This window comes from Pseudomonas floridensis (assembly GCF_002087235.1).
Classification (GTDB): domain Bacteria; phylum Pseudomonadota; class Gammaproteobacteria; order Pseudomonadales; family Pseudomonadaceae; genus Aquipseudomonas; species Aquipseudomonas floridensis.
The window spans coordinates 1-23,328 of record NZ_MUIO01000115.1; the positions used below are offsets into that span (position 1 = coordinate 1).

At 55.5% G+C, this 23,328-nt stretch carries 18 protein-coding genes, 1 tRNA gene and 3 pseudogenes; 15 read left to right on the forward strand and 7 right to left on the reverse strand.

From position 1 onward, the window contains the following. Window positions 1–1,270 (forward strand): M48 family metalloprotease (locus tag BZK31_RS24620; protein WP_083185882.1); only part of this gene is annotated, 1,270 nt, incomplete at its 5' end. A 78-nt stretch (window positions 1,271–1,348) separates the two neighbouring features. Here the strand turns inward: BZK31_RS24620 and nadA are convergent. Both nadA and BZK31_RS24630 read right to left on the reverse strand, forming a co-directional pair. Further along, window positions 1,349–2,407, reverse strand: a complete 1,059-nt coding sequence (gene nadA, locus BZK31_RS24625) for a quinolinate synthase NadA (RefSeq protein ID WP_083185883.1) — start codon at window positions 2,405–2,407, stop codon at window positions 1,349–1,351. A 210-nt stretch (window positions 2,408–2,617) separates the two neighbouring features. Then, complete coding sequence (locus tag BZK31_RS24630; RefSeq protein ID WP_083185884.1) at window positions 2,618–3,175, reverse strand: helix-turn-helix domain-containing protein; 558 nt, start codon at window positions 3,173–3,175, stop codon at window positions 2,618–2,620. A 299-nt stretch (window positions 3,176–3,474) separates the two neighbouring features. Here BZK31_RS24630 and BZK31_RS24635 point away from each other — a divergent pair, with 299 nt between their 5' ends. Genes BZK31_RS24635 through BZK31_RS24660 form a run of 6 tightly spaced genes read left to right on the forward strand, consistent with a single transcriptional unit; the run spans window position 3,475 to window position 9,644 of the window. Next, entirely contained in the window at window positions 3,475–4,185 is a 711-nt protein-coding gene (locus BZK31_RS24635) for an iron-containing redox enzyme family protein (protein ID WP_083185885.1), read from the forward strand. 29 nt (window positions 4,186–4,214) lie between these two features. Beyond that, window positions 4,215–5,342 carry a pyridoxal phosphate-dependent aminotransferase gene (locus tag BZK31_RS24640; protein ID WP_083185886.1) on the forward strand — a complete coding sequence of 376 codons (1,128 nt, stop codon included), beginning with the start codon at window positions 4,215–4,217 and terminating at the stop codon, window positions 5,340–5,342. Beyond that, window positions 5,342–6,511 (forward strand): NAD(P)/FAD-dependent oxidoreductase, encoded by a 1,170-nt coding sequence (locus BZK31_RS24645; protein WP_208617232.1) that lies wholly within the window; start codon window positions 5,342–5,344, stop codon window positions 6,509–6,511. The genes BZK31_RS24640 and BZK31_RS24645 overlap by 1 nt, the downstream gene beginning before the upstream one ends. Further along, window positions 6,508–7,377, forward strand: a complete 870-nt coding sequence (locus BZK31_RS24650; protein WP_087881695.1) for a TauD/TfdA dioxygenase family protein — start codon at window positions 6,508–6,510, stop codon at window positions 7,375–7,377. Before BZK31_RS24645 ends, BZK31_RS24650 begins: the two co-directional genes overlap by 4 nt. Beyond that, window positions 7,370–8,653: an ATP-grasp domain-containing protein gene (locus tag BZK31_RS24655; RefSeq protein ID WP_083185888.1), complete on the forward strand. Its 1,284-nt coding sequence runs from the start codon at window positions 7,370–7,372 to the stop codon at window positions 8,651–8,653. The genes BZK31_RS24650 and BZK31_RS24655 overlap by 8 nt, the downstream gene beginning before the upstream one ends. Before the next feature lie 43 nt (window positions 8,654–8,696). Continuing rightward, entirely contained in the window at window positions 8,697–9,644 is a 948-nt protein-coding gene (locus BZK31_RS24660) for a DMT family transporter (RefSeq protein ID WP_083185889.1), read from the forward strand. A 13-nt stretch (window positions 9,645–9,657) separates the two neighbouring features. Here BZK31_RS24660 and BZK31_RS24665 read toward each other — a convergent pair whose 3' ends face one another. Further along, window positions 9,658–10,920 carry an alpha/beta fold hydrolase gene (locus BZK31_RS24665; protein ID WP_083185890.1) on the reverse strand — a complete coding sequence of 421 codons (1,263 nt, stop codon included), beginning with the start codon at window positions 10,918–10,920 and terminating at the stop codon, window positions 9,658–9,660. Between the two features lie 418 nt (window positions 10,921–11,338). Here BZK31_RS24665 and BZK31_RS24670 point away from each other — a divergent pair, with 418 nt between their 5' ends. Then, a complete protein-coding gene (locus BZK31_RS24670) occupies window positions 11,339–12,628 on the forward strand; it encodes a M20 family metallopeptidase (protein WP_083185891.1) in 1,290 nt (429 codons plus the stop codon). 456 nt (window positions 12,629–13,084) lie between these two features. After that, entirely contained in the window at window positions 13,085–15,355 is a 2,271-nt protein-coding gene (gene katG, locus BZK31_RS24675; RefSeq protein WP_083185892.1) for a catalase/peroxidase HPI, read from the forward strand. 63 nt (window positions 15,356–15,418) lie between these two features. Here the strand turns inward: katG and BZK31_RS24680 are convergent, their stop codons facing one another. Further along, window positions 15,419–16,336, reverse strand: coding sequence for a LysR family transcriptional regulator (locus BZK31_RS24680; RefSeq protein ID WP_083185893.1), 918 nt, complete (start codon window positions 16,334–16,336; stop codon window positions 15,419–15,421). A gap of 110 nt (window positions 16,337–16,446) precedes the next feature. On the opposite strand from BZK31_RS24680, the gene BZK31_RS24685 reads away from it, so the two are divergent. The 4 genes and pseudogenes from BZK31_RS24685 to BZK31_RS24705 form a co-directional block, all read left to right on the forward strand. Then, the gene (locus BZK31_RS24685) at window positions 16,447–16,941 is read left to right on the forward strand and encodes a YagU family protein (protein WP_083185894.1); all 495 of its coding nucleotides are present in this window, start codon (window positions 16,447–16,449) and stop codon (window positions 16,939–16,941) included. A 52-nt stretch (window positions 16,942–16,993) separates the two neighbouring features. Beyond that, entirely contained in the window at window positions 16,994–17,566 is a 573-nt protein-coding gene (locus tag BZK31_RS24690) for a cupin domain-containing protein (RefSeq protein WP_083185895.1), read from the forward strand. Window positions 17,567–17,585: 19 nt separating this feature from the next. Next, on the forward strand, window positions 17,586–18,596 hold the full coding sequence (locus BZK31_RS24695; protein WP_083185896.1) for an SMP-30/gluconolactonase/LRE family protein: 1,011 nt from the start codon (window positions 17,586–17,588) through the stop codon (window positions 18,594–18,596). 252 nt (window positions 18,597–18,848) lie between these two features. Beyond that, window positions 18,849–19,459 (forward strand): annotated as a pseudogene (locus BZK31_RS24705) (IS630 family transposase); the annotation flags it as partial. A gap of 447 nt (window positions 19,460–19,906) precedes the next feature. Here the strand turns inward: BZK31_RS24705 and BZK31_RS24710 are convergent. Continuing rightward, a complete protein-coding gene (locus BZK31_RS24710; RefSeq protein ID WP_083185897.1) occupies window positions 19,907–20,560 on the reverse strand; it encodes a DUF1826 domain-containing protein in 654 nt (217 codons plus the stop codon). Between the two features lie 674 nt (window positions 20,561–21,234). Beyond that, on the reverse strand, window positions 21,235–21,876 hold the full coding sequence (locus BZK31_RS24715) for a type III effector (protein WP_083185898.1): 642 nt from the start codon (window positions 21,874–21,876) through the stop codon (window positions 21,235–21,237). Window positions 21,877–22,197: 321 nt separating this feature from the next. Between BZK31_RS24715 and BZK31_RS29095 the strand changes: the two are divergent. Both BZK31_RS29095 and BZK31_RS24720 read left to right on the forward strand, forming a co-directional pair. Then, window positions 22,198–22,420: pseudogene (locus BZK31_RS29095) on the forward strand (hypothetical protein); the annotation flags it as partial. Further along, window positions 22,412–22,749, forward strand: a pseudogene (locus BZK31_RS24720) (DNA helicase); the annotation flags it as partial. The pseudogenes BZK31_RS29095 and BZK31_RS24720, both read left to right, overlap by 9 nt. Window positions 22,750–23,201: 452 nt before the next feature. Here the strand turns inward: BZK31_RS24720 and BZK31_RS24725 are convergent. After that, window positions 23,202–23,277: transfer RNA gene (locus tag BZK31_RS24725), tRNA-Lys, on the reverse strand. Window positions 23,278–23,328: the final 51 nt, after the last annotated feature.

Genomic DNA, 23,328 nt, shown 5'->3' on the forward strand with positions numbered 1-23,328 from the left:
CAGCCAGCTTTCGGATCCGCAGCTCAAGGATTACGTCGAGACGTCCGTCTATCGTCTGGCCGAAACCAGCCAGGTACAGGACCGCCGCCTCGAGTTCATTCTGATCAACAGCCCGCAGCTCAACGCCTTCGCCGCCCCTGGCGGGATCATCGGTGTCAACGGCGGCCTGTTTCTCAACGCCCAGACCGAGGGCGAGTATGCCTCGGTGCTCGCTCACGAACTCGCTCACTTGTCCCAGCGCCACTTCGCCCGTGGCGTCGAAGCCCAGCAACGCATGCAGGTGCCGGTCATGGCCGCCATGCTGGCCGGTATCGTGATGGCTGCCGCCGGTGCCGGTGATGCGGGTATCGCGGCAATTGCCGGTTCGCAGGCTGCCGCGATTCAGGAACAGCGTCGTTTCTCACGACAGAACGAGCAGGAAGCCGATCGCATCGGCATCCTGAACCTGGAAAAGGCCGGTTACGACCCACGCAACATGCCGACCATGTTCGAACGCCTGATGCGCCAGTACCGATTCGATGCAAGGCCGCCTGAGTTTCTGCTGACTCACCCGGTCAGCGAATCGCGGATCGCTGACACCCGCAACCGCGCCGAGCAGGCCAAACCCGGCGGCAAGGAAGACAGCGTGCTGTATCAATTGATGCGGGCGCGTGTCGCGCTGATCTACGAGGAAACGCCCGGAATCGCCGCCAAACGCTTCCGCGCTCAGTTGGTCGAGAATCCCAAGTCCGATCCTGCGCGTTACGGTCTGGCCATCGCACAGATCAAAGGCGGTCAGCTCAACGAAGCCCGCGAAAACCTCAAGCCCCTGTTGGAAAAGGCACCCAACGACATCACCTACAACCTGACGCAGATCGATCTGGACATCACCAACAACCGCCTCGCCGACGCACAACAACGGGTCGACCGCATGCTGGCGCTGTACCCGAACAACTACCCGCTCAACGATGTGCGCATCGACGTGCTGCTCAAACAGAACCGCACTGCCGAAGCCGAAAAGGGCCTCGAAGCGCTGTTGAAGACACGGCCTGACGATCCGGACATCTGGTATGTGGTGGCGGAAACCCGTGGCCTGAACGGCAACACCGTCGGCCTGCATCAGGCAAGGGCCGAGTATTTCGCGCTGGTGGGCGATTTCCGCCAGGCCATTCAACAACTGGACTTCGCCAAGCGTCGCGCCGCCAGCAACTTCCAGCTGGCGTCACGTATCGATGCGCGGCAGAAGGATCTGATCGAGCAGGAGCGCATGGTCAAGGACATGATGAACTGACGGCGCGCGACTCACAGGCTCGTCAAACGGAAAGCCCGACACTTGCGTCGGGCTTTTCGTTTGTTTTAACGGCGCCTGTCAGGCGTTGCCTGCCTGCCTCATACGCGCTGCCTGGGTGAAATCGAGCATGCGCTGCAAAGGACGTAAAGCATTGGGGATCAGTGCCGGGTCGACGAATATCTCGTTCGAACCTTCTCGCAGACACTGCAAGGTGCGCTCAAGTGTGTTCATTGCCATCCACGGGCAATGTGCGCAACTGCGGCACGCCGCGCCATTGCCAGCGGTTGGGGCCTCGATGAAGATCTTGTCCGGGCACACCTGCTGCATTTTGTAGAAGATGCCGCGATCGGTGGCCACGATGAAGGTCTTGTTGGGCAATCGTTGCGCGGCAGCAATCATCTGGCTGGTCGAGCCTACGACATCGGCCAGTTCAATCACCGCTTCCGGTGATTCCGGGTGAACCAGAATCGCAGCTTCCGGGTACAGCGCTTTCATGTCTTCCAGTTGCTTGGATTTGAACTCCTCGTGGACGATGCAGGCTCCGTCCCACAGCAGCATGTCGGCACCGGTTTCGCGTTGAATGTAACGCCCCAAATGCTTGTCCGGTGCCCAGATGATTTTCTCGCCATTGTCCATCAGGCTCTCGACGATCTCCAGCGCGCAACCCGAGGTCACCACCCAGTCGGCCCGGGCCTTGACGGCGGCAGAGGTGTTCGCGTAGACCACGACCGTCCGCTCAGGGTGCTGATCGCAGAACGCCGAAAACTCATCGACCGGACAGCCCACATCCAGCGAACAGGTGGCTTCCAGCGTCGGCATGAACACGCGCTTTTCCGGATTGAGGATCTTGGCCGTCTCGCCCATGAAACGCACGCCCGCCACCAGAACGGTACTGGCCGAATGGTTATTGCTGAAACGCGCCATTTCCAGAGAATCGGCAACGCAGCCGCCGGTCTCTTCCGCCAGCGCCTGAATCACCGGGTCGCAGTAATAATGGGCGACCAGAACGGCGTCCTGTTTCTTGAGCTCAGCGGCAATTTCGGCACGGTAGCGCACCTCTTCTGCCGGGCTCAACGCCTTGGGCTGCTTGGCATCGAGATGCGCCTGTACCAGAAAGCGTTCGGAAATCTGTGTCATGTTCGCGGGACCTGAAGGCGCGTGAGCGCGAAAGGCAAGTTTACACCCTGCAAGCAGGCATTAAAAAACCGGAAGCCTCGTTTGACGGAATCTTCCGACCTGACGTCGGACAAGCCCGCAGCACACATGGGCGCACGCCCGATCCGCCAGCGAAGGCCGGCAGATTCTAACGCTAAAAAGCTGATTTAACAGGCAAACATGACTCACCGACTAGCGGTACACCAGGGCGATGACATATTCACATACCGCATCGGTCGCATTGGTGAACGTGCAGTCCTCCTCAGGCAACCCCAACTGCAGACAATCTCCGGCAACCAGTACGTAAGCGGTGGTGCCCTTGGTGAAGTTCAATTCTCCCTTGGTCACCCATACCTGCTGATGAAGAAAGGCATAAGCCGTCGCCGGGTAGCTGATACTCACGCCCGCGGGCAACTGCACGTTGAGCAACTCAAGCGGCCAGCCCTCTCGGGGCGACACCTTCTGCCGCCTGTATCCAGTCTCCGGATCGATCCAGACTGGCTGATCGTCGTGCCGGGAAAGCAAGCCGGAGCGGCCTTCCGCACGATGCAACAACGTGGAAAGAGGAAGACCGAACGCGCCCGATAGCTTGCCCAGAATGCTGGAAGTGGGACTGACCTGAGAATTCTCGATCTTGCTGATCATGGCCTTGGACACGCCCGAAAGCGCACTGAGCTCGCCGATGGACCAGCCGCGAGCGGAACGCTCCGTCTTGACTGTCAATGCAATATCGATTGGATTTTTGTTCACTATAGGATATTTCCAGTTTCGAAATGGGCAGACCAAACAGGTCAACCCTTAGGCACGATCACGGTGCCAAAAAAATAATTTTGCCGAAAAAATCACACTCAAAAAGATATGATTATCTACAAGCTATTGATTTTATTATAAAAATCATTAAGCCATCATAAGAGCTTTGCTATCGATATGCAAAACAACGATTAGCAAAATCAATTTGTCGTCTTAACGTTTGCGTTTACTATATGAAACAGACGCGCAACACTTGTCTATCCGCTAATCACCTCACTCTAACGTATTTGGGGGTTCCTATGCTGGCCCGGACAAAACAAACCGATTATCTGTCAGGCGAAGAAATCATCCTATCCATGAAAGCGATGATTGACGAGTCTGGAATCAATACGAACGAGTTTTACCAGACCTTCCGAAAAGCGCCACTGCCGAAAACCACGCTTAAAAAGGTATTTCAACAATACTTTTATTACATTCGTACTTTCCCGCAGATTCTGGCAGGGACCTCTCACCGGACAGAGAGCGAAGTGATCAGAATGAAACTGGCTCGCACAGTGGTTTCAGAACTGGGCGACGGTGTCGGTGAACCCCACTTTATAATGTTCGAGCGGGTCCTTGCCGGCGTCGGTGTAACGCTTGATGACTGGAAAAACATTGATTACATACCCGAGGCCAGACAGTTGGTGGAGGGCCTGCAACGTATCTTTCTCGAAGGCTCGACCGAACAAGCGATCGGCGCCCACTACATCATCGAAGAATTTGGCTTCCCGATGATTGCCAATCTGTACGAGGGCTTCAGGCTCTACGACGGCTGGAAACATGAGGACTTCACCTACTTCTACCTGCACATGCTGGTCGAAACCGATCACGTGGAATGGATTACAGAGGCCGTCATGGAAGCTGCTAAAAATCCCGAGACCGGTACCGAGATTCTGGACGGCGCAGCGGATGTACTGAACCTGCTGACGCAATTCTGGAAGGGACTGGATCGTATCGCAAGACACTCGTAAGTCCACGTGCAAGACAGGGGCGGGAAGCCATGGAACTTTCAGAACTGGTCGGGCGCGCGGCAGTGTTCAAAGACGCCAGCGACTATGCGCGCACAACACAAGCGATCAACTTGTCCCAAGGCGTTCCCGAACCCCGTTTCGACGACGAAATGAATACGTACCTTTGCGCAGAAGCCGCCCTCGGGTGGCAATATGCAGACCCGCGAGGAGATGCGCATTTACGTTCAAGTATCGCCGCTCATTATTGTGCGCAAGGCGATAACTTCAACACTGTTCTGGTGACCTCAGGCTGTACCGAATCGCTGTATATCGCCTTGCAGGCGGCCAACGTCGAGTTCGGAAATCACGTCGCTTTTTTTGCGCCTTTCTATCCTTATTATCCTGGACTGGCAAAACTTTGCGGTCTGACATTTACACCGATAGCCATGACGACGGATGCGGACGCGAATCGCGTTGATTGGGACCTTGTTGAAACATCACTGCGTGCAGGCGTGAAGATCCTGTTAATCAATACACCGCACAATCCAACGGGTTGGTGCATGGGCCAAGACGACTGGTTACAACTCGATGCGCTGTCCGAGCGTTACCATTTTTTAACTATCGTGGACGAAGCCTACAAATATTACACGTACGAACAACGCCAGCCATCCACCACTCGGACACTCAGTGCCCGACTTCTGATCGCGGGCAGTACATCCAAGATGCTGTCCATGACCGGTGCTCGTATCGGCTGGCTGGCAGGGGATCCCGAGACTCTGGAGCAGGCCTACGCTCACCATCTCTACCTGAGCTATTGCCAGCCCCCGCCCCTGCAAAGAGCTGTCGCATCCATTCTTGACGGACTGGATGCTTCACGGATTCAAACGCTACAAGAACATTATCGTCGTAAACGCGACCGTCTGACCGCTGCCCTGTCGAACGCCGGATTCCGGTTTTCGACACCGGAGGGCGGGCATTACGTCATGGCGGACTATTCACTGATAAAGCCACACCTCGATGCACGTACTTTCAGCAGATACATGGCTGAACAGGTGGGCGTCATGCCGCTGACTGCCGAGCCTTTTTATATGAGCAGCAGTCCGCGTCAGGTCAGATTTTCCTTCTCTGTTTCGAACGCTGTTCTCGATGAAGCCTGTGGACGAATGGAGGCAATGTGATGATGGCTCAAGACGTATTCGATGTCATTGTAATTGGGGGTGGTCCTGCCGGTTTGAGTGAGTGCTTACGGCTGCAGGCCACCGATCTGAATATCGCCGTAGTCAGTGATGTCTTTGGCGGATGCATGGGAATGATGGGCGCGCTACCGCTGCAGTCCTACTGTAATGAACTGGAAATTTCCGGGGCGCCGATTCCGCTCAGAAAGTTCTTGAATCGACTGGCAATAAGCCCGACAGGCGAGGAGTACTCCAACTACATCAGGAGCAACTTCGAAACGCTGCCCCTGACCCGGTTCGAAGAACGCGTCATGACCCTGAGCAAATCCGGCGAGTTCTTCGAACTTGTACTGGGAGACGCCAGCGCAGGAAAAACGCTACGAGCCTCACAAGTCATCCTTGCCACTGGAATTCGCCCCAGAGCTGCACCCCTCGAAGCGGAAATGGCCACATGGAGAAGCTGCTTTGACGTCTACACCCAAGTCAGTAATGGGCAGATCGATACGTTCTCGGGCAAGGATGTCTTTATCTTCGGCAGCGGAAACAGTGCCTTCCAGATCGCTCTGTTACTGGCTCCGGTGGCTCGCAATATCACGGTTCTGGTGAAGTCTTATCTGGGCCTTTATCCACAAGAGACAAACGATCGGTTCGCCTTGCGCTCACTTAGCCAGCGCACGCTGGAAATGATCGCAAAATGCGGTTCAGAGTCGGCTCAAGGGCCGATAAACGGCGTGGCAACGACTCATCGCGCGCATGTCTGGCTGCATGCTTACAGCGACGTTCAGGCCTGTGCAGATTCGCTGTTGCTCACGCTCCCTCATCGCCTCAATAGCCACGCTCTTCTTGAGGGATCATGCAATGAAGCACTCAGGAGAGGCCGACTGGGCTTTTTGAATGACGGGTCCGGCTACCGCTTGATGATCGATTGCTCGGCCAGACAAAGCTGCCTGGTCTCGGCAACCGGAGTCACCGCTCAGTTACCGGATACCGAGTGGCCACAACTGATCGACAGTGATTCCGGGTTCGCCGCTCATTGCAATGGCCAGACACCGATCGAAGGCCTGCATGTGGCAGGGGCCGTTTCCGGATATGCGTCGGTCAACACCATGTTGCCCGCCTCCCCCACTACCCTGCGCAACGATAGCGTACAGGAGCGTGTGTCGTGGGCATGACTCAAATGGTGCCGCTGACTCTGGACTATCGGGAGGCAGTGAACATGCCGGATCACCAGCTTCGGCAAGCGATTGCAGAGTACAAAGTGGCGGTTATCAAATGCCGTGATGCAGCGCTGGAACCGTATGTCGATTTGATGAAGCGTCTTGGAAAACCTGTACATCATATTCTGGAAAACTTTTGCCTGACCCATTACCGGGAAGTGCTGACGATCAGCAATGTGTACGAAAAGGGCGCTCCACTGGGCGTACATGACGGAGGCGCTTATTGGCATACGGACATGTCCTATAAGCAAGCCAATACCGTGCTGACCTCCATGCTTTCAGTGAAGGTTCCCGATACGTCAGGTGAAACAGAGTTCATCGACTGCGTATCGGGGCTGCAGCGCGTGCGAAGCTGGATGAAAACCGGTGAGTGTCCGGACTTTATCAAAGAACTGAACCTCGACTCGCTGCAGGCAAGCCATCGATTTGGCAACCGCGACGCCTTGAGAAACGCCGATGCCAAATCCCAAGTGTTGGAAAAAACACAGCGCGACGCGATGGAAGCCCAGGTTCTGCATCCGCTGGTTATTCAACATCCGTTGACCGGTGCTCACGCCCTATACGCGGCCGCAGCGACGTCGTTTGGAATAACAGGATGGCCTGACGAGTTTGCCCGCCAGGTGCTGGACACCCTGTTCGATTTTCTGCTGCTTCACGCCCCCAGGTATAAGCACCACTACCAACGTGGCGACATTGTGATCTGGGACAATCTTTCAACGCTGCACAGGGGACCTGTTATCCCCAAAAGTGAAGGCGGTCGTGATGCTCGTCTTCTCTATCGCATGAACGTGGACTTCAACGAGGGACTTCATCATGGTTAAGACAATCATATTCCTGACACCCCACTACCTGAACTTCGCCTCCGAGGCAGCGCTGAAAGAACTGCACGGCACGTGCCGAACCGTATTGATTGCGTACCACAAGGACACGTTGTCGGCCACGCTCGAACGGCACATGTCGACGATCATTCGCGTTGAGGGCGACCCCCAGCGCAACATTCGTCCGCTGCTGGACCACGAACAATGCAGATCCGTCCTGCGTAACGAACTTCGTCAACTCAATGGCGACGCCGGGCTGATCAGGATCTTTTGCCAGGAAGAATGCCATGTCGAACTCGCAGCCCAATTGCGCGAGGAATTTGGCATCGAAGGCGACCGCATGGAAATTGTAGAAAATTTCCGTGACAAGATAAAAATGAAAGCAGCAGTTGCCAGGAAAGGCATTCGGGTCCCACGCTTTGCAAGACTCAATCAAGCGCGCCTCAGGCAGGACGCCGACACCTATTACGATGAGCTTCGCAGTGAGTTCGGCCTGCCCTTTGTCATCAAGCCGGTCAACGCAGCGGGCAGCTTTGAAGTTTCCATCATTCATGACGAACACGGCTTTGAGAAGGCACGCCAGGAGGTGATGAAATCGCCTTACCACTTTGAATATGAAGTGGATGAGTTCATCCGCGGACAGATGTATCAGTGCGACTCTCTGGTGGTCAAAGGCGATGTCAGGTATTGCGGCGTACTTGAGTTGGGATGCACGAACTTTGATTTCGTCCAGGGAAAACCGTTGAGCGTCATTCCAGTGCTCGACCCCGTCTTGAAGGCTCGTCTGGAGGCTTTCAACCGTGATGTGATCAACGCCTTGAACTTCAGTGACGGCTCCACTCACCATGAAGTGTTCATTGACCATGACAGCGGCGAACCGGTCTTTCTGGAAATCGCGGCTCGCGTGCCTGGCGGCATTGGTGTTCCGTACCACGAAAGAAACAGCGACATCAACCTGATCGATGCCAATCTGTTTTTAACGGCGAACTCTGAAAAACTTGGCAATGTCCGGCCCCACCCGAAAAACAATGTTGTGTCCGCGCTGCTGCCATTGCGCAAAGGCACCATCAAACAGCTTAATGAACCGCCCATTTCAAGTGAGTACACAATCGACTGGAAAGTAGCTCCCGGCATGATCGTGGACTCCCGCTCCCTGGCGGATACGGCGGGCATCCTCACGTTTTATAACCTGGACCCGGCGACCTTGCGGGCTGACTTCGACGCCCTGCAAAACTACCAGCCGACTCAGGTAGAGCTGCCCACGGCGGCTGCAACGTGAGCATTTCATTCAAGACGACTTCCAGCGTCCTTCAGGAGCACTTATGAACGGGGCCTATCTTGGCGCTTTGAGCATGGCCATTTATTGCTTGTCCACGGCGCTGTCAGCCGTTTGGGTAATGTTTTCGTTCACCCGCATCAATGGCGCCACCCTGACGTTCATCACGTTCCTGCTGGCCTGGTCTGTATTCTTCGTGGTTCACCGCCTGCGAGGCCATGATCCGCTGCGATTGCTGAAAGACAAATGGCGTGCGGTGACACTGCTCAATGTACTGACGCTGTTCAGTTGGTGGTTCATGTTTATGGCACTCCAACGGATTGAGGCGTCAGTAGAGTCCGCGATTTATCAGGGCTGGATGCCGTTGGTTGTAGTGGTCTGTGAAGCATTGACCGGAAAATCGCGCGTCAGCCGCTTTCGCTGGCTGGGTGCCCTGATGATCCTCGTATCGCTGCTCGGGCTGGTAATGGTGCGCCTGGCCCTGGGTGCAACAGCGATGGTGAGCGTCGAACACTTATACGAAGGCATCGCTCTTGCGACTGTCGCCGGAATAACCGGAGGCATTTATATCTACAGTTCGGGACGTCTGAACCTGAATCAGCAATACAGCGCCATGGACATACTTTGCGTGCGTTTCTTTCTGCTGCTGCTGGTGACTGGGTGGATCGGCCGCGACAAGCTCTTGCAGGTCTTGACGCTGGACACGCATATGCTCTTTCAACTGATGGGGCTGGCGGTTTTCTCGGTGTTGATCCCGGTATTCAGTTTGCAGTACGCCATTCAACGACTGGGCGGCGGGCGCGTGTCCATATTGACGCCATGTGTGCCGGTAATCGCCCTGGCTGCCGAGTTCTTCCTTTCGGCCTGGCACACGCTCTGGGTGCCGTTCCTCGTTACCATGGTCTGCGTTGCGGTGATCCTTTCAAACGTATGGTTTACCCGCAACGTCCGTTTGGGGCTGCCCGTCCAGTCGCCCGCAACCCTGCCAAAATAATTACGCAGCAGCATCAGCGATCTTCATCGGATGACGTGCCTCGAAGGCCTGGTAGAACCGAACGGCAATTGCCGGTGATCACTTCACCGGCAAATGCCTTACGGACGAATTGCGTTGAGTCATTCAGTGAACCGTTCACGGTTGCGGAATGATCGAGCTCTGGATACAGATGCCATTCGATGCGGCTACCCGCTTTACAGGCATCGGTCACCAACGCCGTCTGCTGCGTGACGGATACATCGTGATCCTGACCGCCGGTGCCGATGAAGATCGGTATGTCCGACTTCAGCGTCGGGTAAGCAGACGCACGATTTATCCTGTCGAGTACCGACTGCGGTGATCGCTTGAAGCTGTTGTCGAAGGTGAGACGGTCCGAAATGACCCGCTGATTGATCGCATGCAGGCAGGCACGTTTGCTGAGTTCGAAAGCAGGCATGGCGCGCTCGTGCAGATAGTCACCTGGCACGAAGGCTGGATCGAGCAACATGCCAGTGCTCAGCCTCAACAGGTTGTAGGAAAACGTCGAAGCATTAAATCCCCCGACCTTGCCCACGCCCGCCTCGGCCGGACGTTGTCGCACACCGGCGTAAGGAGTACCGGTCGCCACCACGCCAACGATGTTCAAGTCCGGCGCGTAGGCCTTGGCGTACACCGCCGTCGCGAACGCTGCCCTGCCGCCTTGTGACTGACCAAACACGACAACCCGCTTCGCAAGGTCGAAATTGGCACCGATCACCGCTCGAATGCTGTCGATGATATCGAAAGCGAGCGGGCGGCTAAGTCCGTACGGATGAGGGCCGGGCGTGCCGAGCCCCTGATAGTCGGTCGCCACCACAGCGTAGCCTTGCGCGAGCCACTCATTCAAATAGCGCTTGTCACGCGGGCTGCGTCCTGCAAGCGAAGGAGCGCAGCTGTCGGCAATGCCCACCGTGCCGTGTGCCCACGCCATAAGCGGCCATCCACCTGGCGGAGGACTTCCTTTGGGGATGAACAAGGCGGCGGACACGACGACCCGCTTGTTGCCATCAAGGCCATCGGTGGAGGTGTACAGAAAACGAATGTTCCTGCTCGCATTGTCGAGGCTTTGGGATGGCGTCAACGCCCCGGATCCGAGCAATTGTCCCGGTGCCGCAGGCACAGGCTCTTTCCAGTCGTAGAAGTCCGGAACATCGTCGTCCGCAGTCAACTGCACTGTGGCGGCTTGACTGCATCCGCACAAAAGGATGACTGACACTGCACTTGCGAGGCAACGCGATAACCACCGGCTTGGGCACATTTTCTATTTCTCATGAAGTTCGCGTCGGTATCCGCTCTGCCGGTTGAAGTGACAAACCGGATTCGATTGCCCGTCACGCCCGACCTCTGGACAGATCGCCGAGTCGGGTACTCACGGGAACACCAGAGCCTCGTTTATCAGGATTTCACGGCCATTTCTGCCGTGTGATGGTGGAGCCAATTCACGCTCACTGACCATGAATAACTGCCGGTTAAAAATATTAAGTCACGCCAGTCAATTAATGAATGCATGTCAGAGATAAGGCTACAGCGTGTGGCACCTGAGAGACGTTAGTTGAACATTAATAATATTTAATCCTGTGTCGCCGTGCGGAGTCGGCATCATGGGGAATTTTAAGAATGCCGTTAGTAGCAGGCTTGTAGAGATGCTGCCCCGCCCTCAATCCGGACAACCCAGTATGAAAAAACACCTGTCGCTGTTAATGATACTTCTCGCTTCCAGGTATGCGCTGGCGGGCTCGACGCTCGACGAACAAACCATTGTTTCCTATATCGACAGTCGCAGCACCGAACAGGTGGCCTTGCTCGAACAGTTGGTCAATATCAATAGCGGAACCGACAACGCCGAAGGCGTCGTTCAGGTGGGCAATATCATGAAGCAGAAACTCGAAGCGTTGGGCTTCGATACTCGCTGGCATGACTTGCCGGCAGACATGAAACACGCTGGCAGCCTCGTTGCGCTGCACGAGGGCAACCGGTCTGCCAAACGAATCCTGTTGATCGGCCATCTGGATACCGTATTCCCGAAAACCAGTAACTTTCAGACCTTCTCTTACATAGACGGTGGCAAGAAAGCCAAAGGACCCGGTGTCATCGATGACAAGGGCGGCCTGGTCACTCTGCTGTACGCACTCCAGGCGCTGAAGAACAATGGCTCGCTCGACACCATGAATATCTCGGTGGTTCTGGTCGGCGATGAAGAGCTGGCAGCCAAACCGACGGATATCTCAAGGCGCGTGCTGATCGACGAAGCCAAGAAAAGCGACGTTGCCCTGGGCTTCGAGTTTGCCCTGTCCCCCAACCAACTGGTAACCGATCGCAGGGGCCTGAGCGAATGGTTCCTGACCAGTTCCGGTCTGGACAATCACTCGGCGACCATTTTCCAACCCAAAACCGGTTACGGCGCAGTCTATGAATCAGCCCGCGTACTGGATGAGGTCCGCTCCAAACTCTCGAACGAACCCGGCCTGACCATCAACCCGGGGCTTATTCTGGGCGGCTCCAGCGCAAACGAAGATGTCGCGAACGGACAAGGTACTGCATCCGGTAGAAAGACCACGGTGGCCAGGTCGGTACTCGTGCACGGCGATCTGCGCTTTATCAATGAGGAACAACGCCAGTCGGCAGAAGCCCGATTGAAAGAAATTACCAGTCGGCCTCTGCCACAGACCAGCAGCGAAATGACCATCAAAGCGATCATGCCGGTCATGGAAGATCGCGAAAGCAATCGCAAACTGCTGGAGGCATATAGCCGGGTGAGCCGGGATCTGGATGGCCCGGCGCTGGAATCCGCACCGTCTGCCGACCGAGGCGGCGCCGACATTTCTTACGTGGCCCCGTATGTGAAAGCCAGCCTGGACGGGCTGGGTGCATGGGGCACAGGCGCGCACAGTGAAAACGAAACGCTAGAGGTGAGCGCTCTGCCCATCGCGACTAAACGGGCGGCTATTTTCATGAGCCGGTACTGAGGCGAGCCTCTTGATTGGCAGACGCCAACCTTGATTGCCTTGTCAGCTGGAAACAGGCCTGACAAGGCTCTGGGCATTCAAGAATATGGACGGCAATCAGCGTAAATGACCTGCATCGTAGCCCGTGCGACAGGGCTGTCAGAGTTTGCCTATCAGCACCCAATGTTCTTTCTATTAGAAATCTGCGCGAAGAAGGCTAATCTGGGAAAGCATTGGCGCAAGCCATGCGGCTTACCCCTGATAAAGGGGACGATTGGGCTCAGGTTTATTTCGCACGCTGTGAGCTGGCCTCGCTGCAATCCGATCATCGTTGTACAGCGTATTGGTAGCGCTGGGCTGATTGATGATGAACGGTCGACAGGAACCCAGTGCTGTTGAGCCCCTTCACTATTACTGTCTAAAGTCCCCTGAGTGGACTGGATGGCCTGATGCAAACGACAAAAAGGTGTATCAAGCATGTCAACTGAATCGAAGTGCCCCTTCAACCATGCTGCTGGCGGCGGCACCACCAACCGTGACTGGTGGCCCAAGCAGCTGAATCTGAAGATTCTGCACCAGCATTCCCCCCTCTCCGACCCGATGGGCGAGAGTTTCGACTATGCCAAAGAGTTCAAGAGCCTTGATTTCGAGGCGGTCAAACAGGACCTGCGCGATGCCATGACCCGCTCGCAGGACTGGTGGCCGGCAGACTTCGGCCATTACGGCCCGCTTTTTGTTCGCATGGCCTGGCACAGTGCCGGGACTTATCGTACCGGTGACGGCCGTGGCGGCGCGGGTGCCGGTCAGCAGCGTTTTGCTCCCCTCAACAGTTGGCCGGACAACGTCAGCCTGGACAAGGCACGTCGCCTGATCTGGCCGATCAAGCAGAAGTACGGCCGCAAGATCTCCTGGGCCGACCTGATCGTGCTGACCGGTAACGTTGCGCTGGAAACCATGGGCTTCAAGACGTTCGGCTTCTCCGGCGGTCGCCCGGATGTCTGGGAACCGGAAGAAGACGTGTACTGGGGCTCCGAGACCACCTGGCTGGGTGGCGAAGAGCGCTATGGCGCGCAGAAGAAAATGCAGCAGCCGGGTGACGGCACGCTGGTCGCCGAGCCGGAGAATCACCCTAACGAAGAAAGCCGTACCGCTAAAGGCGAACGCAATCTGGAAAACCCGCTCGCCGCGGTGCAAATGGGTCTGATCTACGTGAACCCTGAAGGACCTGAAGGTGTTCCTGATCCGGTGGCTTCTGCCAAGGATATCCGTGAAACCTTCGGCCGCATGGCGATGAATGACGAAGAGACCGTGGCGCTGATCGCCGGTGGTCACGCCTTCGGCAAGACCCACGGCGCAGGCCCCGCCGACAACGTCGGTCCTGAGCCGGAAGCGGCCGGTCTTGAAGAACAAGGACTTGGCTGGAGAAACAAATTTGGCAGCGGCAAGGGTGGTGACACCATCACCAGCGGCCTGGAAGTGACCTGGACTTCGACGCCGACCCAATGGAGCAACGAGTACCTCGAAAACCTCTTTGGCTTCGAATGGGAACTGACCAAGAGCCCGGCGGGCGCGCATCAGTGGAAGCCGAAGAGCGGCGCGGGCGCTGGCAAGATTCCGGATGCCCATGACCCGAGCAAACGTCATGCACCGAGCATGCTGACCTCCGACCTGGCGCTGCGCTTCGATCCGGCTTACGAGCAAATCTCCCGCCGCTTCCTGGCCAACCCCGATCAGCTGGCTGACGCGTTCGCCCGCGCCTGGTTCAAACTGACTCACCGTGACATGGGTCCGCTGGCCCGCTACCTCGGTCCGGAAACGCCGACCGAAGAGCTGCTGTGGCAAGATCCGATTCCAGACGTGGATCATGCGCTGGTGGATGAGCAGGATGTTGCCGTTCTCAAAGGCAAGATTCTCGCCTCGGGGCTTTCTGTCCCGCAGTTGGTGTCGACGGCATGGGCGGCAGCCTCTACCTTCCGTGGCTCGGACAAGCGCGGCGGTGCCAATGGCGGACGTCTGCGGCTCGCCCCGCAGAAGGACTGGGCAGTCAACCAGCCGGAGCAGTTGGCCGGTGTATTGAAAACCCTCGAAGGAATTCAGGCGGAGTTCAACGCGAGCCAGTCCAATGGCAAGCGGGTATCCATTGCCGATCTGATCGTCCTAGCGGGTAATGCAGGTGTCGAACAGGCTGCAAAAAATGCAGGCCAGCACGTCACCGTTCCATTCACACCGGGCCGCGCAGATGCTTCTCAAGAGCAGACTGACGTCGAGTCATTCAGCTTCCTTGAGCCGATTGCCGATGGTTTCCGCAACTACCAGAAGGCTCATTACAAGGTCTCGGCCGAGTCGTTGCTGGTGGACAAGGCGCAATTGCTGACCTTGACCGCACCGGAAATGACGGTATTGCTGGGTGGTCTGCGGGTTCTGAACATCAACGCAGGGCAGAACAAACACGGTGTGTTCACCGAACAACCGGGAACGCTGACCAACGACTTCTTCAAGAACCTGCTGGATATGGGCGTCGAGTGGAGAGCGACTTCAGGTGCCAATGACACCTTCGAAGCACGTGACCGCACTACCGGCGCCGTCAAATGGACCGGTACTCGTGTTGACCTGGTCTTCGGCTCGCATGCTCAACTGCGTGCGATCTCCGAGGTTTACGGCAGTGCGGATGCGCAAGAGAAGTTCGTCAAAGACTTCGTGGCCGTCTGGACCAAGGTGATGAACCTGGACCGCTTCGACCTGGCTTGATGCCTTCAGTGTAATAAGTGCTCAGGAACGCCTCCCTCGTGGAGGCGTTTTTCTTGGCGAGTATCAGGTGATGACATGTGCCGTGAATGCTGGCGACCGAACCAACTGCATGACCTCATCGCGCAATGACTGTACGCACGGAGACAGCTCGCGATAGGCCAGCGCCAGGACATAGGGAACCGGTGTTCCTGCGCCTGTCAATTCCCGGCACACCAGCCGCCCGGGCTGGCGCTGGGCATAGCGCTGTGGCATGAGCGCCACGCCCAACCCTCCGGCTACCAGTGCAGCCGTGGTCTGCATCTGGCGCGGCCTTTGTACCACCCGAGGTGTGAAACCCGCAGCGGCGCACGCCATCAGAATGCGCGAATGCATGCCCGGTCCGTGATGCGGAGCAAACAGGATCCAGGGTTGATCCGCCAACGCCGCGAGCGCTATGCACGTCTGATCGGCCAACGGATGATCCTGTGGCACGACAGCAACCATTCGGTCTTCGAACAGCGGCTCGATATGAATGTCGCCCGGTTCCATGACCGGTGCCACCAGAATCCCCACATCCAGGCGATCATTGCGCAAGCCTTCCATCTGCTCTGGCGGGGTCGCTTCCTGCAGCTGGATATCGACGTTCGGGTTTGCCGCCTGGTAGCGGCGCAATAGCGCGGGCAGCAGGCCATCAACGACGCTGTCAACAAACCCCAGGCGAATCGTACCGATCATACCGGCCGCAGAGCGACGTGCCATTTCACAGGCCCGTTCAGCCTGCGACAGCGTCTGCCGGGCCTCAACCAGAAACACGGCGCCCGCAGGGGTCAGCTGCGTGGAGCGCGTATTGCGCTGCAGCAACTGCACGCCGAGGGACTCTTCCAGACGACGGATCGCAACGCTCAGCGGCGGCTGTGACATGTTCAAGCGCTGCGCGGCCTTGCGGAAATTCAAGGTTTCAGCAACTGCCACGTATTGACGCATCAATTTCAGATCAATCATCTGATATTCAATTGGTATCAGTGAGTAGGGAAAATAGTATGTTACATATCAATGTGCCTTGCACATACTTGACGGCACCGTAGCTTGGTCTGTCGAAGAAGGACATTGATGTGAAGACGCGTGACTATGGCGTAGCCGCACTGGCCGGTTTCATTGCAGGCAACGTTTCCAGCTTCATCAAATGGGGCACGGAAATCCCCTTCCCGCCTCGCACCCCGGACCGCCCGGTTCCGCCGTTGGAGATGCTCGATTCGCTAGGCATCAACACTCAGCACCTGACCTACGTGTATTCCGCTCATGTCGTGAATTACGGCAGCGCTCTGGTTCACCAGGGCTTTTCGATTTTCTTCGCCATGTTCTATTGCCTGCTTGTGCTCCGGTATCCACGCGCCGCTGTGTGGCAGGGTCTTGGTTTTGGACTGTTGGTGACCCTGGGCTTTCACGGCGTAATCCTGCCGGCGTTTCACTGGGCACCCCCGCTGTGGGCGCTACCGCCAGCGGAGCTGGCATCCGAAACGTTTGGGCACCTGCTGTGGATGTGGGTGATCGAAGTCATACGCCGGGATTTGCAGCAACGCTGGTCGCCCTGCCCAAGCCCAACCTGAGCTGCACGCCTTATGGCATGCGTCTGAAAATTTCCATACAAAGGAGTGATAGATGAAAGCTGTATATGCACTGGCATTTACATGCGCAGCCGCCTGCATCGGAGCAGGCAGCGCCAACGCCACCGTCACATCAGTGCCAAAGGAATCTTCGGAAACGACCCACAGCAATGGTCAACTTCAACCCCCTGTTTCATATGCCACGCTGTGGGCCGATGATGAAGGCGCTACGCATGTGGGCCACTGCCGCCTCGAAGGTCTGGAGTTCAAGAGCTACGCGCCACCGGCAGCACCGCAGTGGATCGGCGTCTCGCCCGATGATATAGAGAGCATCGCCTACGCCGTGTTGCCTCCAGGCTATGTCGGCAGTTGGCATCACGCACCAGGGCCGCAATGGGTGATTACCTTGCAGGGCAAGTGGTCGGTGGAAACCACCGACGGCAGCGTACTGGTGCAGGGCCCGGGAGAGATGCAGTTCAATGCCGACAGCAAGTCTCGGCCGCGTCCTGATGACGAACGCGCAGGGCACCTGACCCGTACCGTGGGTGATGAACCCAATGTGCAACTGATCGTCAAATTAAAGCCGGGGGCGGCTGACAAACGCGCCAACGGCAACTGTGCCTACTGACTCCTACGGACCTGAACATATGAACCCGACCTTCATGAGACGCTTCCTGCATCCCGCGCCATGGCTATTGGGCGGTGCACTTCTGGCCGCAGGCCCGGCAGGCGCCGCCAGCCCTGTCGAACACGTTGTCACTGACCCCGCATTCAGCCAACTGGTTGCTCCCGGAGCCCGCGTCGAGCTACTGACCGATCAGGCGAAATGGGCCGAAGGCCCGCTATGCCTGCCTGATGGCCGCCTGATATGGAGCGATATCAAGGCCAACAAGGTCAGCAGTTGGCGAGCAAAGGAAGGCGTGTCCACCTGGCTGGAAAAGGCCGATTATCAAAACGGGCATACACTTGACGGTCAGCGTCGCGTAGTAGCGGCATCTCACGGCAAACGGGGGATTGTACGGCAGGAGGCCAACGGCGAGTGGCATACCTTGGTCGACACCTATCAAGGCAAACGCCTGAACAGCCCGAACGATGTGGTGACGGACAAAAGCGGCAATCTATGGTTTTCCGATCCCACCTTCGGTGTGCTGAGCAAAAGCGAAGGTTACGGCGGCACACCTGAGCAAGGTGGCGAATTCATCTATCGCTACGTGCCCGATAGCGGTGAGATCACCCGCCTCGATACGCCCGAGGTTCATTCGCCCAATGGCCTGGCCTTCTCGCCGGATGAGCAATTGCTTTACGTGGCCGACTCACAAATGGCCCACGACTTCACCAACAAGAAGCTGGCACATCGCATCATGGTCTATCAGGTACGCGACGGCCGTTTGATCAATGGCCAGGTCTTCGCCGATATCGAGCCTGGTATTCCTGACGGTATCGCAGTCGACGCGCTTGGAAACGTGTGGAGTAGCAGCAAGGAAGGTATCCAGGTTTTTACCGCCGCAGGCAAGCCATTGGGCAAACTGCTGATAGCCAGCAAGGACACCAGCAACCTGACGTTCTGTTCAAGCGAAGGAACCCGTTGGGCTTACATCACCGCCGCAAACAAAGTGCTCAGGGTGCAAGTGATGAAGGGAGTTGCAGGAGAGAAGTAGTCGGACCTGACTGGAATGCTCAAATCGGCGGTATCAAGGGCGCCGTACTGGAAGAAGGTGCCGAGGTAGCATAGAGCTCGGAGAATACTGACTAGTTCAGGTCCGCCGACTGGATTGAAGGCCGTGCACGTGCCTTTACCGCCAATCGGCTTTTTTCAATTTCCCTGATGAGCCACGCCACATCAGGGGTTTCTCGTCACTTATCCTTCGTACAAAGGCCTCAGATTACGTTACGCCCTGAGCGGCTGACGTAACGAGACTGCCCTTGAAGAGAAATTCTGGGACTTCATCGGTTTGTATCTGGATCCTCCTGACAAGGTACTGGTGCTGTGCTGCGATGAAAAAAGTCAGGTTCAAGCCTTGGAGCCTACTTAGCCGGGACTGCCTTTGGGCATCGGCCATATCCGCACGCGATCGCACGATTATATTCGCCACGGCGCCGTAAACCTCTTCACTGCGCTCGATTACGTGAGGGGAAGTTGATCAGTTCTATCGAGCGCCAACACCGGCATCAGGAGTGGCTGGACTTCCTCAAGAAAATCAATCGGGAAATGCCCAAGCGCCTTCAGTTGCACCTGATCCTCGACAACTACGCCACGCACAAACATCCGAAAGTGAAGGTCTGGCTCGAAAAGCGCAAGTGCTTCCCTATGCATTTCACCCCGACCTCAAGTTCGTGGATGAACATGGTTGAGCGTCGCTTTCGTGACATCACGGTATACCTGCGCGACAGTAGTTTCAGCTCGGTTCGCGAATTGGAAAGCTCAATCACCACGTTTCTGGCACTGCCAAATGCTCAGCCGACTCGCTACGTTTGGAGCGCTAAAGGAGAAGACATTTTGAACAAGATACAGCGCCCGCGAGGCGATGACCTCGTAGGCATGAGAGATGTTAATTTTGAGAGGGTACACCAGGCCAGTCAGATCAAAGCGCTGCTCACTTATGTGTTCATCCGCCTGCGCTTGAGTTGCTAGATAAATACCCACGGCTGACTTACCGACTGGCCCCGCTCATTTTAATTCGAAGCTAATTTTAGTTGCCAGCGATGTAATGCAAGCAGACGCAGCTGAATGCAAGCACGCTCGTAACTGATACGAGCTAGAGGGCTCCGTCAGTCGCAGTTAATCCGAGCCGAAAATGGTGTTGACTGCGAGCACTGCTGTTTTCAATATATTGATTAACCGGCGCGCTAGCGTGTGACAAAAAGCGCGCCAGCCAGGAGCAGGAATTGGTTTACATTTCACATCCAGCGTCGAAAGAATGCTGATGGGAGAAACGACAGATTTTACCAGATACCTGCTTCATCGACCTTACTTCCAGCGCGCCATGAATATGGACCTGCCGGTCTCATGCGGTGACCGATGTACCAGTTTAGGAATACTTTCTTCGGTAATGCCCTTGCCAGCAAAAAAATAGAAGCGGTCTGACTTGGCCACTTTGGTCTTTTGTGCGACCACCTCGGCGTCCAGAGGGGTCATTTCTGCATATTGCCCGTGCGTAAACACTGCTTTTGACTCCGTTGACTTGACAAACTCTGTACCGCGGCCTTCAATCGCTGATATGCAAATGACTTTTAGCGGTGCTCTGTCTTGGTGCCATTGTTCTGAACGCGGATTATCTACACGCCTCAGTTGAAACTCATGGGGTCTTAATTGTTGTTTTCTTCCCGTGAGGGAGGCAGCAATGTCTTTTGCCACTTTCGTCATCGAGCGCTCGTGCTCGGTCGTCTGCAGATCAACAACTCTTCCGACGGACTCATTTCGCCAAGCGGGGTTGCTGAGACTGCTTTGCTGGTGCAGATAGCTTCTCGTAGTTTCCGACATGGAAACAGTGAAATATCCTTTCTCTTTAAGTTTTTCCGTCTTTTCCTGAAGTTGTCTCTGGTCAAGTTTCAACTCAGCAAAAGGCTGGGTCTGGGTGTGATACGCCGATGTGCTAGCTGCGCCACGGATGCCATAGGTCACGAATCTTTCCTCTGAACAATGGTGATTTTACCCCTGAAGTGATCTTTCGAGGCCGTCATTCAGTGACGTCAACCCATACTCCAGGTGCCCACATTCTGTGGCGCCAAGTACGAAAAAAGTTCCAGAACGAGGCCTGCTTTCGTACGCAGAAGCCAGAACGTTTAATGCCTTCTTGCCATAATTTAACTTTTCATTATATGGCATTCGACCAATACCGCTACTGAGCCTAGGGCTTCCACTCAACATCCACCGTCATTGTGTTGTATGGATGAAGGTCGACAAGCCCGCAGACACAGAGATCAAGGCACTGTGCAGTAACGCATTGGGATCTGTACTAAAAGTCGACGAGGGAAGGTCAGGCAAGGTAAAAACAGGCCAGAAAGCGGAGTCTACATGTTGTAAATGAGCTTTCCGAGCCTGTTTTTAACTCAGCATCACCAGCGCAGCCACGTTACGTACAGAGCCTAGATCCGGCGCTAGCCACAGAACTGCGCGACGGGAGGCTGGCGGCGGGCTCTTCTATTTGATCCGTTTATTTTCATTCGCAGCTAATATTAAACGGAAGCGACGGAATACGGTTTCGTTCGCAATCAACATACCCGTAATTAATCCTGATTGGAAAAGCATTGATTACAGGTCAAGGCCTTTTCCATAGAAGGTTGCTACAATCGGCTTCAGTCAATCACATGCGTTCGACCATACGTCTCGATCCACTCGTGCATATTGGCGTTCACCGTATAATTTTCCTCACGATGCCTAAATTTCATTCTGGTCTTGAAGTCAAGTTCAACTACGCCCTGTCCCGTCCATGAGTCTACGATAGCCCCCTTCGGAAATTCATTGCTCGGATTGATAACTACATAGTTATGGCTTAGCTTATGATTACTGTAGATGGTAAAGTCTGATATCCCTAACTTATGCCGAAGATGCAAGCCAATCTCCAGCGCCTGCACGTCGCAATTGGAGAATCCGTTTTCGCGGCATTTTCGGACGCAGTCTGTTAGCTGGGCAGGCGACATCTCAATTGCACCACGCAAATTCCCACTGTTGGTGCGATAGATACGGCTCTGCTGCAAATTTGCAAGGTTCATCAGAGTTTCCGATAGGTACGTTCGCTTCGCGCTGTCTGTGTACTGTTGCGCCCTCCTCATTGTCATCAATGCGTCTGCATCCGACTTTTCCGGCTTGTTCAGGCGGCCCATTGCCGTCTGATAACCTGTCGTGGACAAAGTTGTTCTATTACTCACTTTTTCCACAAGATCGTTGACTGCCTGCCAAGTTACTGAAGATGAAGAGCTACCAGAAACTCTATTCATGCTAATTATACTCCGATAAGGGCAACGCTGCTCAACGTGGCAAGAAGATACCATTCGATTGAACTTAGAAAGATTGCTGAATGACCAGACCCCTCTGTACCGCTTTGCCAGATTCATAATTTACCAAGCTGTTTGTGGTAATTACCGACCGATCGGTTCCATGCGGACTGCAAGTTTTAAACGCCGATGCGCTAGTGGAGTATCCTACTCAAACTCAAAAATCCGTTCCCAAGAAAACCTTTTTTCGACTGGAAAACGGTTTCCTAAAGCTTCTGATCACGCTGTTTGCGAACGTGCCCCACCTCTTGAGTGAGGTCCTCCATGAAGCTGGCACTGCGCCCTTCTATTCCCGCGTCACCTTACTGCAAATCCTGGCCCTGATCGTCCTGATCGGCATGCTGGTCTACCGGCAGTGGCAGATTCTCCACCTGAAACAGGTTTTGAATCAGCTGCAAACCTGGAAACCGTCAACGCCATCACGCAACGCATCAATGGCGTGGATGACCGGCTCCAAGCCGCCAGCCAGCTGAAGTCCGCGAACCTGGTGCAGATTCAAAAAATCACGCAGGTAACCGTCGGCGGCCGCCATCAGCAACTCTATGGGTTCAGGGGGCTGTGGATGCGCTTAACAGCCCGGCAATGATTGATGCCGAAAAACATTTTCTGACCCAGGGCTTTAGATTTGGGCCTGCAGGTGCCTACGTGGCCAACGTCATTCTGTCGTTCAAAGGCGAGACGATCCCGCTGCAGCGACAGACATTGGTCAAGAGAGCACTGCCGGTCGACCTTCCGCATCGAACCTAATTGCACCGCACTGTGAGCGGGGTCATTGAGAACGCGCTTCGCCTCATTAATCAAGACCACAAGATGCAGTAGCTGGGAGGTGGGCTTCTACAGGATCCCATAGGTCAGCAGATCCCCTCAGTGAGCCAAAGGCTTGAGAAGATGCCAAATGCCATCATCGTTCCGAGTCGACTCAGCAGTCATTCGGCCTCAACAAACCTATGCAATAGCCGATGACAGCAACACTCGGCATCAGCCGGAATAAAACGCGCGGCCTTGAGCAGTTTTGACCTGGCACTCCGACCCGCAATTTGACGTCACTAGTTTCCGGCGTTACGTTTCGCGACAGACGGCTGCTTGTCTGGGCGCATTACGCTCCATCGGTACTACTGCCTTCAGCTTCCAAAAACTTGCCAACCGCCTTAAAGATCGTTGCGTCAACCCCACGACGAAAGCTCAGAGCAGCTTTCCGATTTAGCAATCTGCAACGCAAAAAAAAATCCGGAAATTCTCACTTTCGTGGACCTTCCGGATTTTCAAAATGGTGGGTCGTGTGGGATTCGAACCTACGACCAATTGGTTAAAAGCCAACTGCTCTACCAACTGAGCTAACGACCCTCTGTTGTGTGGCGCGTATATTACTGATTTTTATGAGTAATTCAACACCTA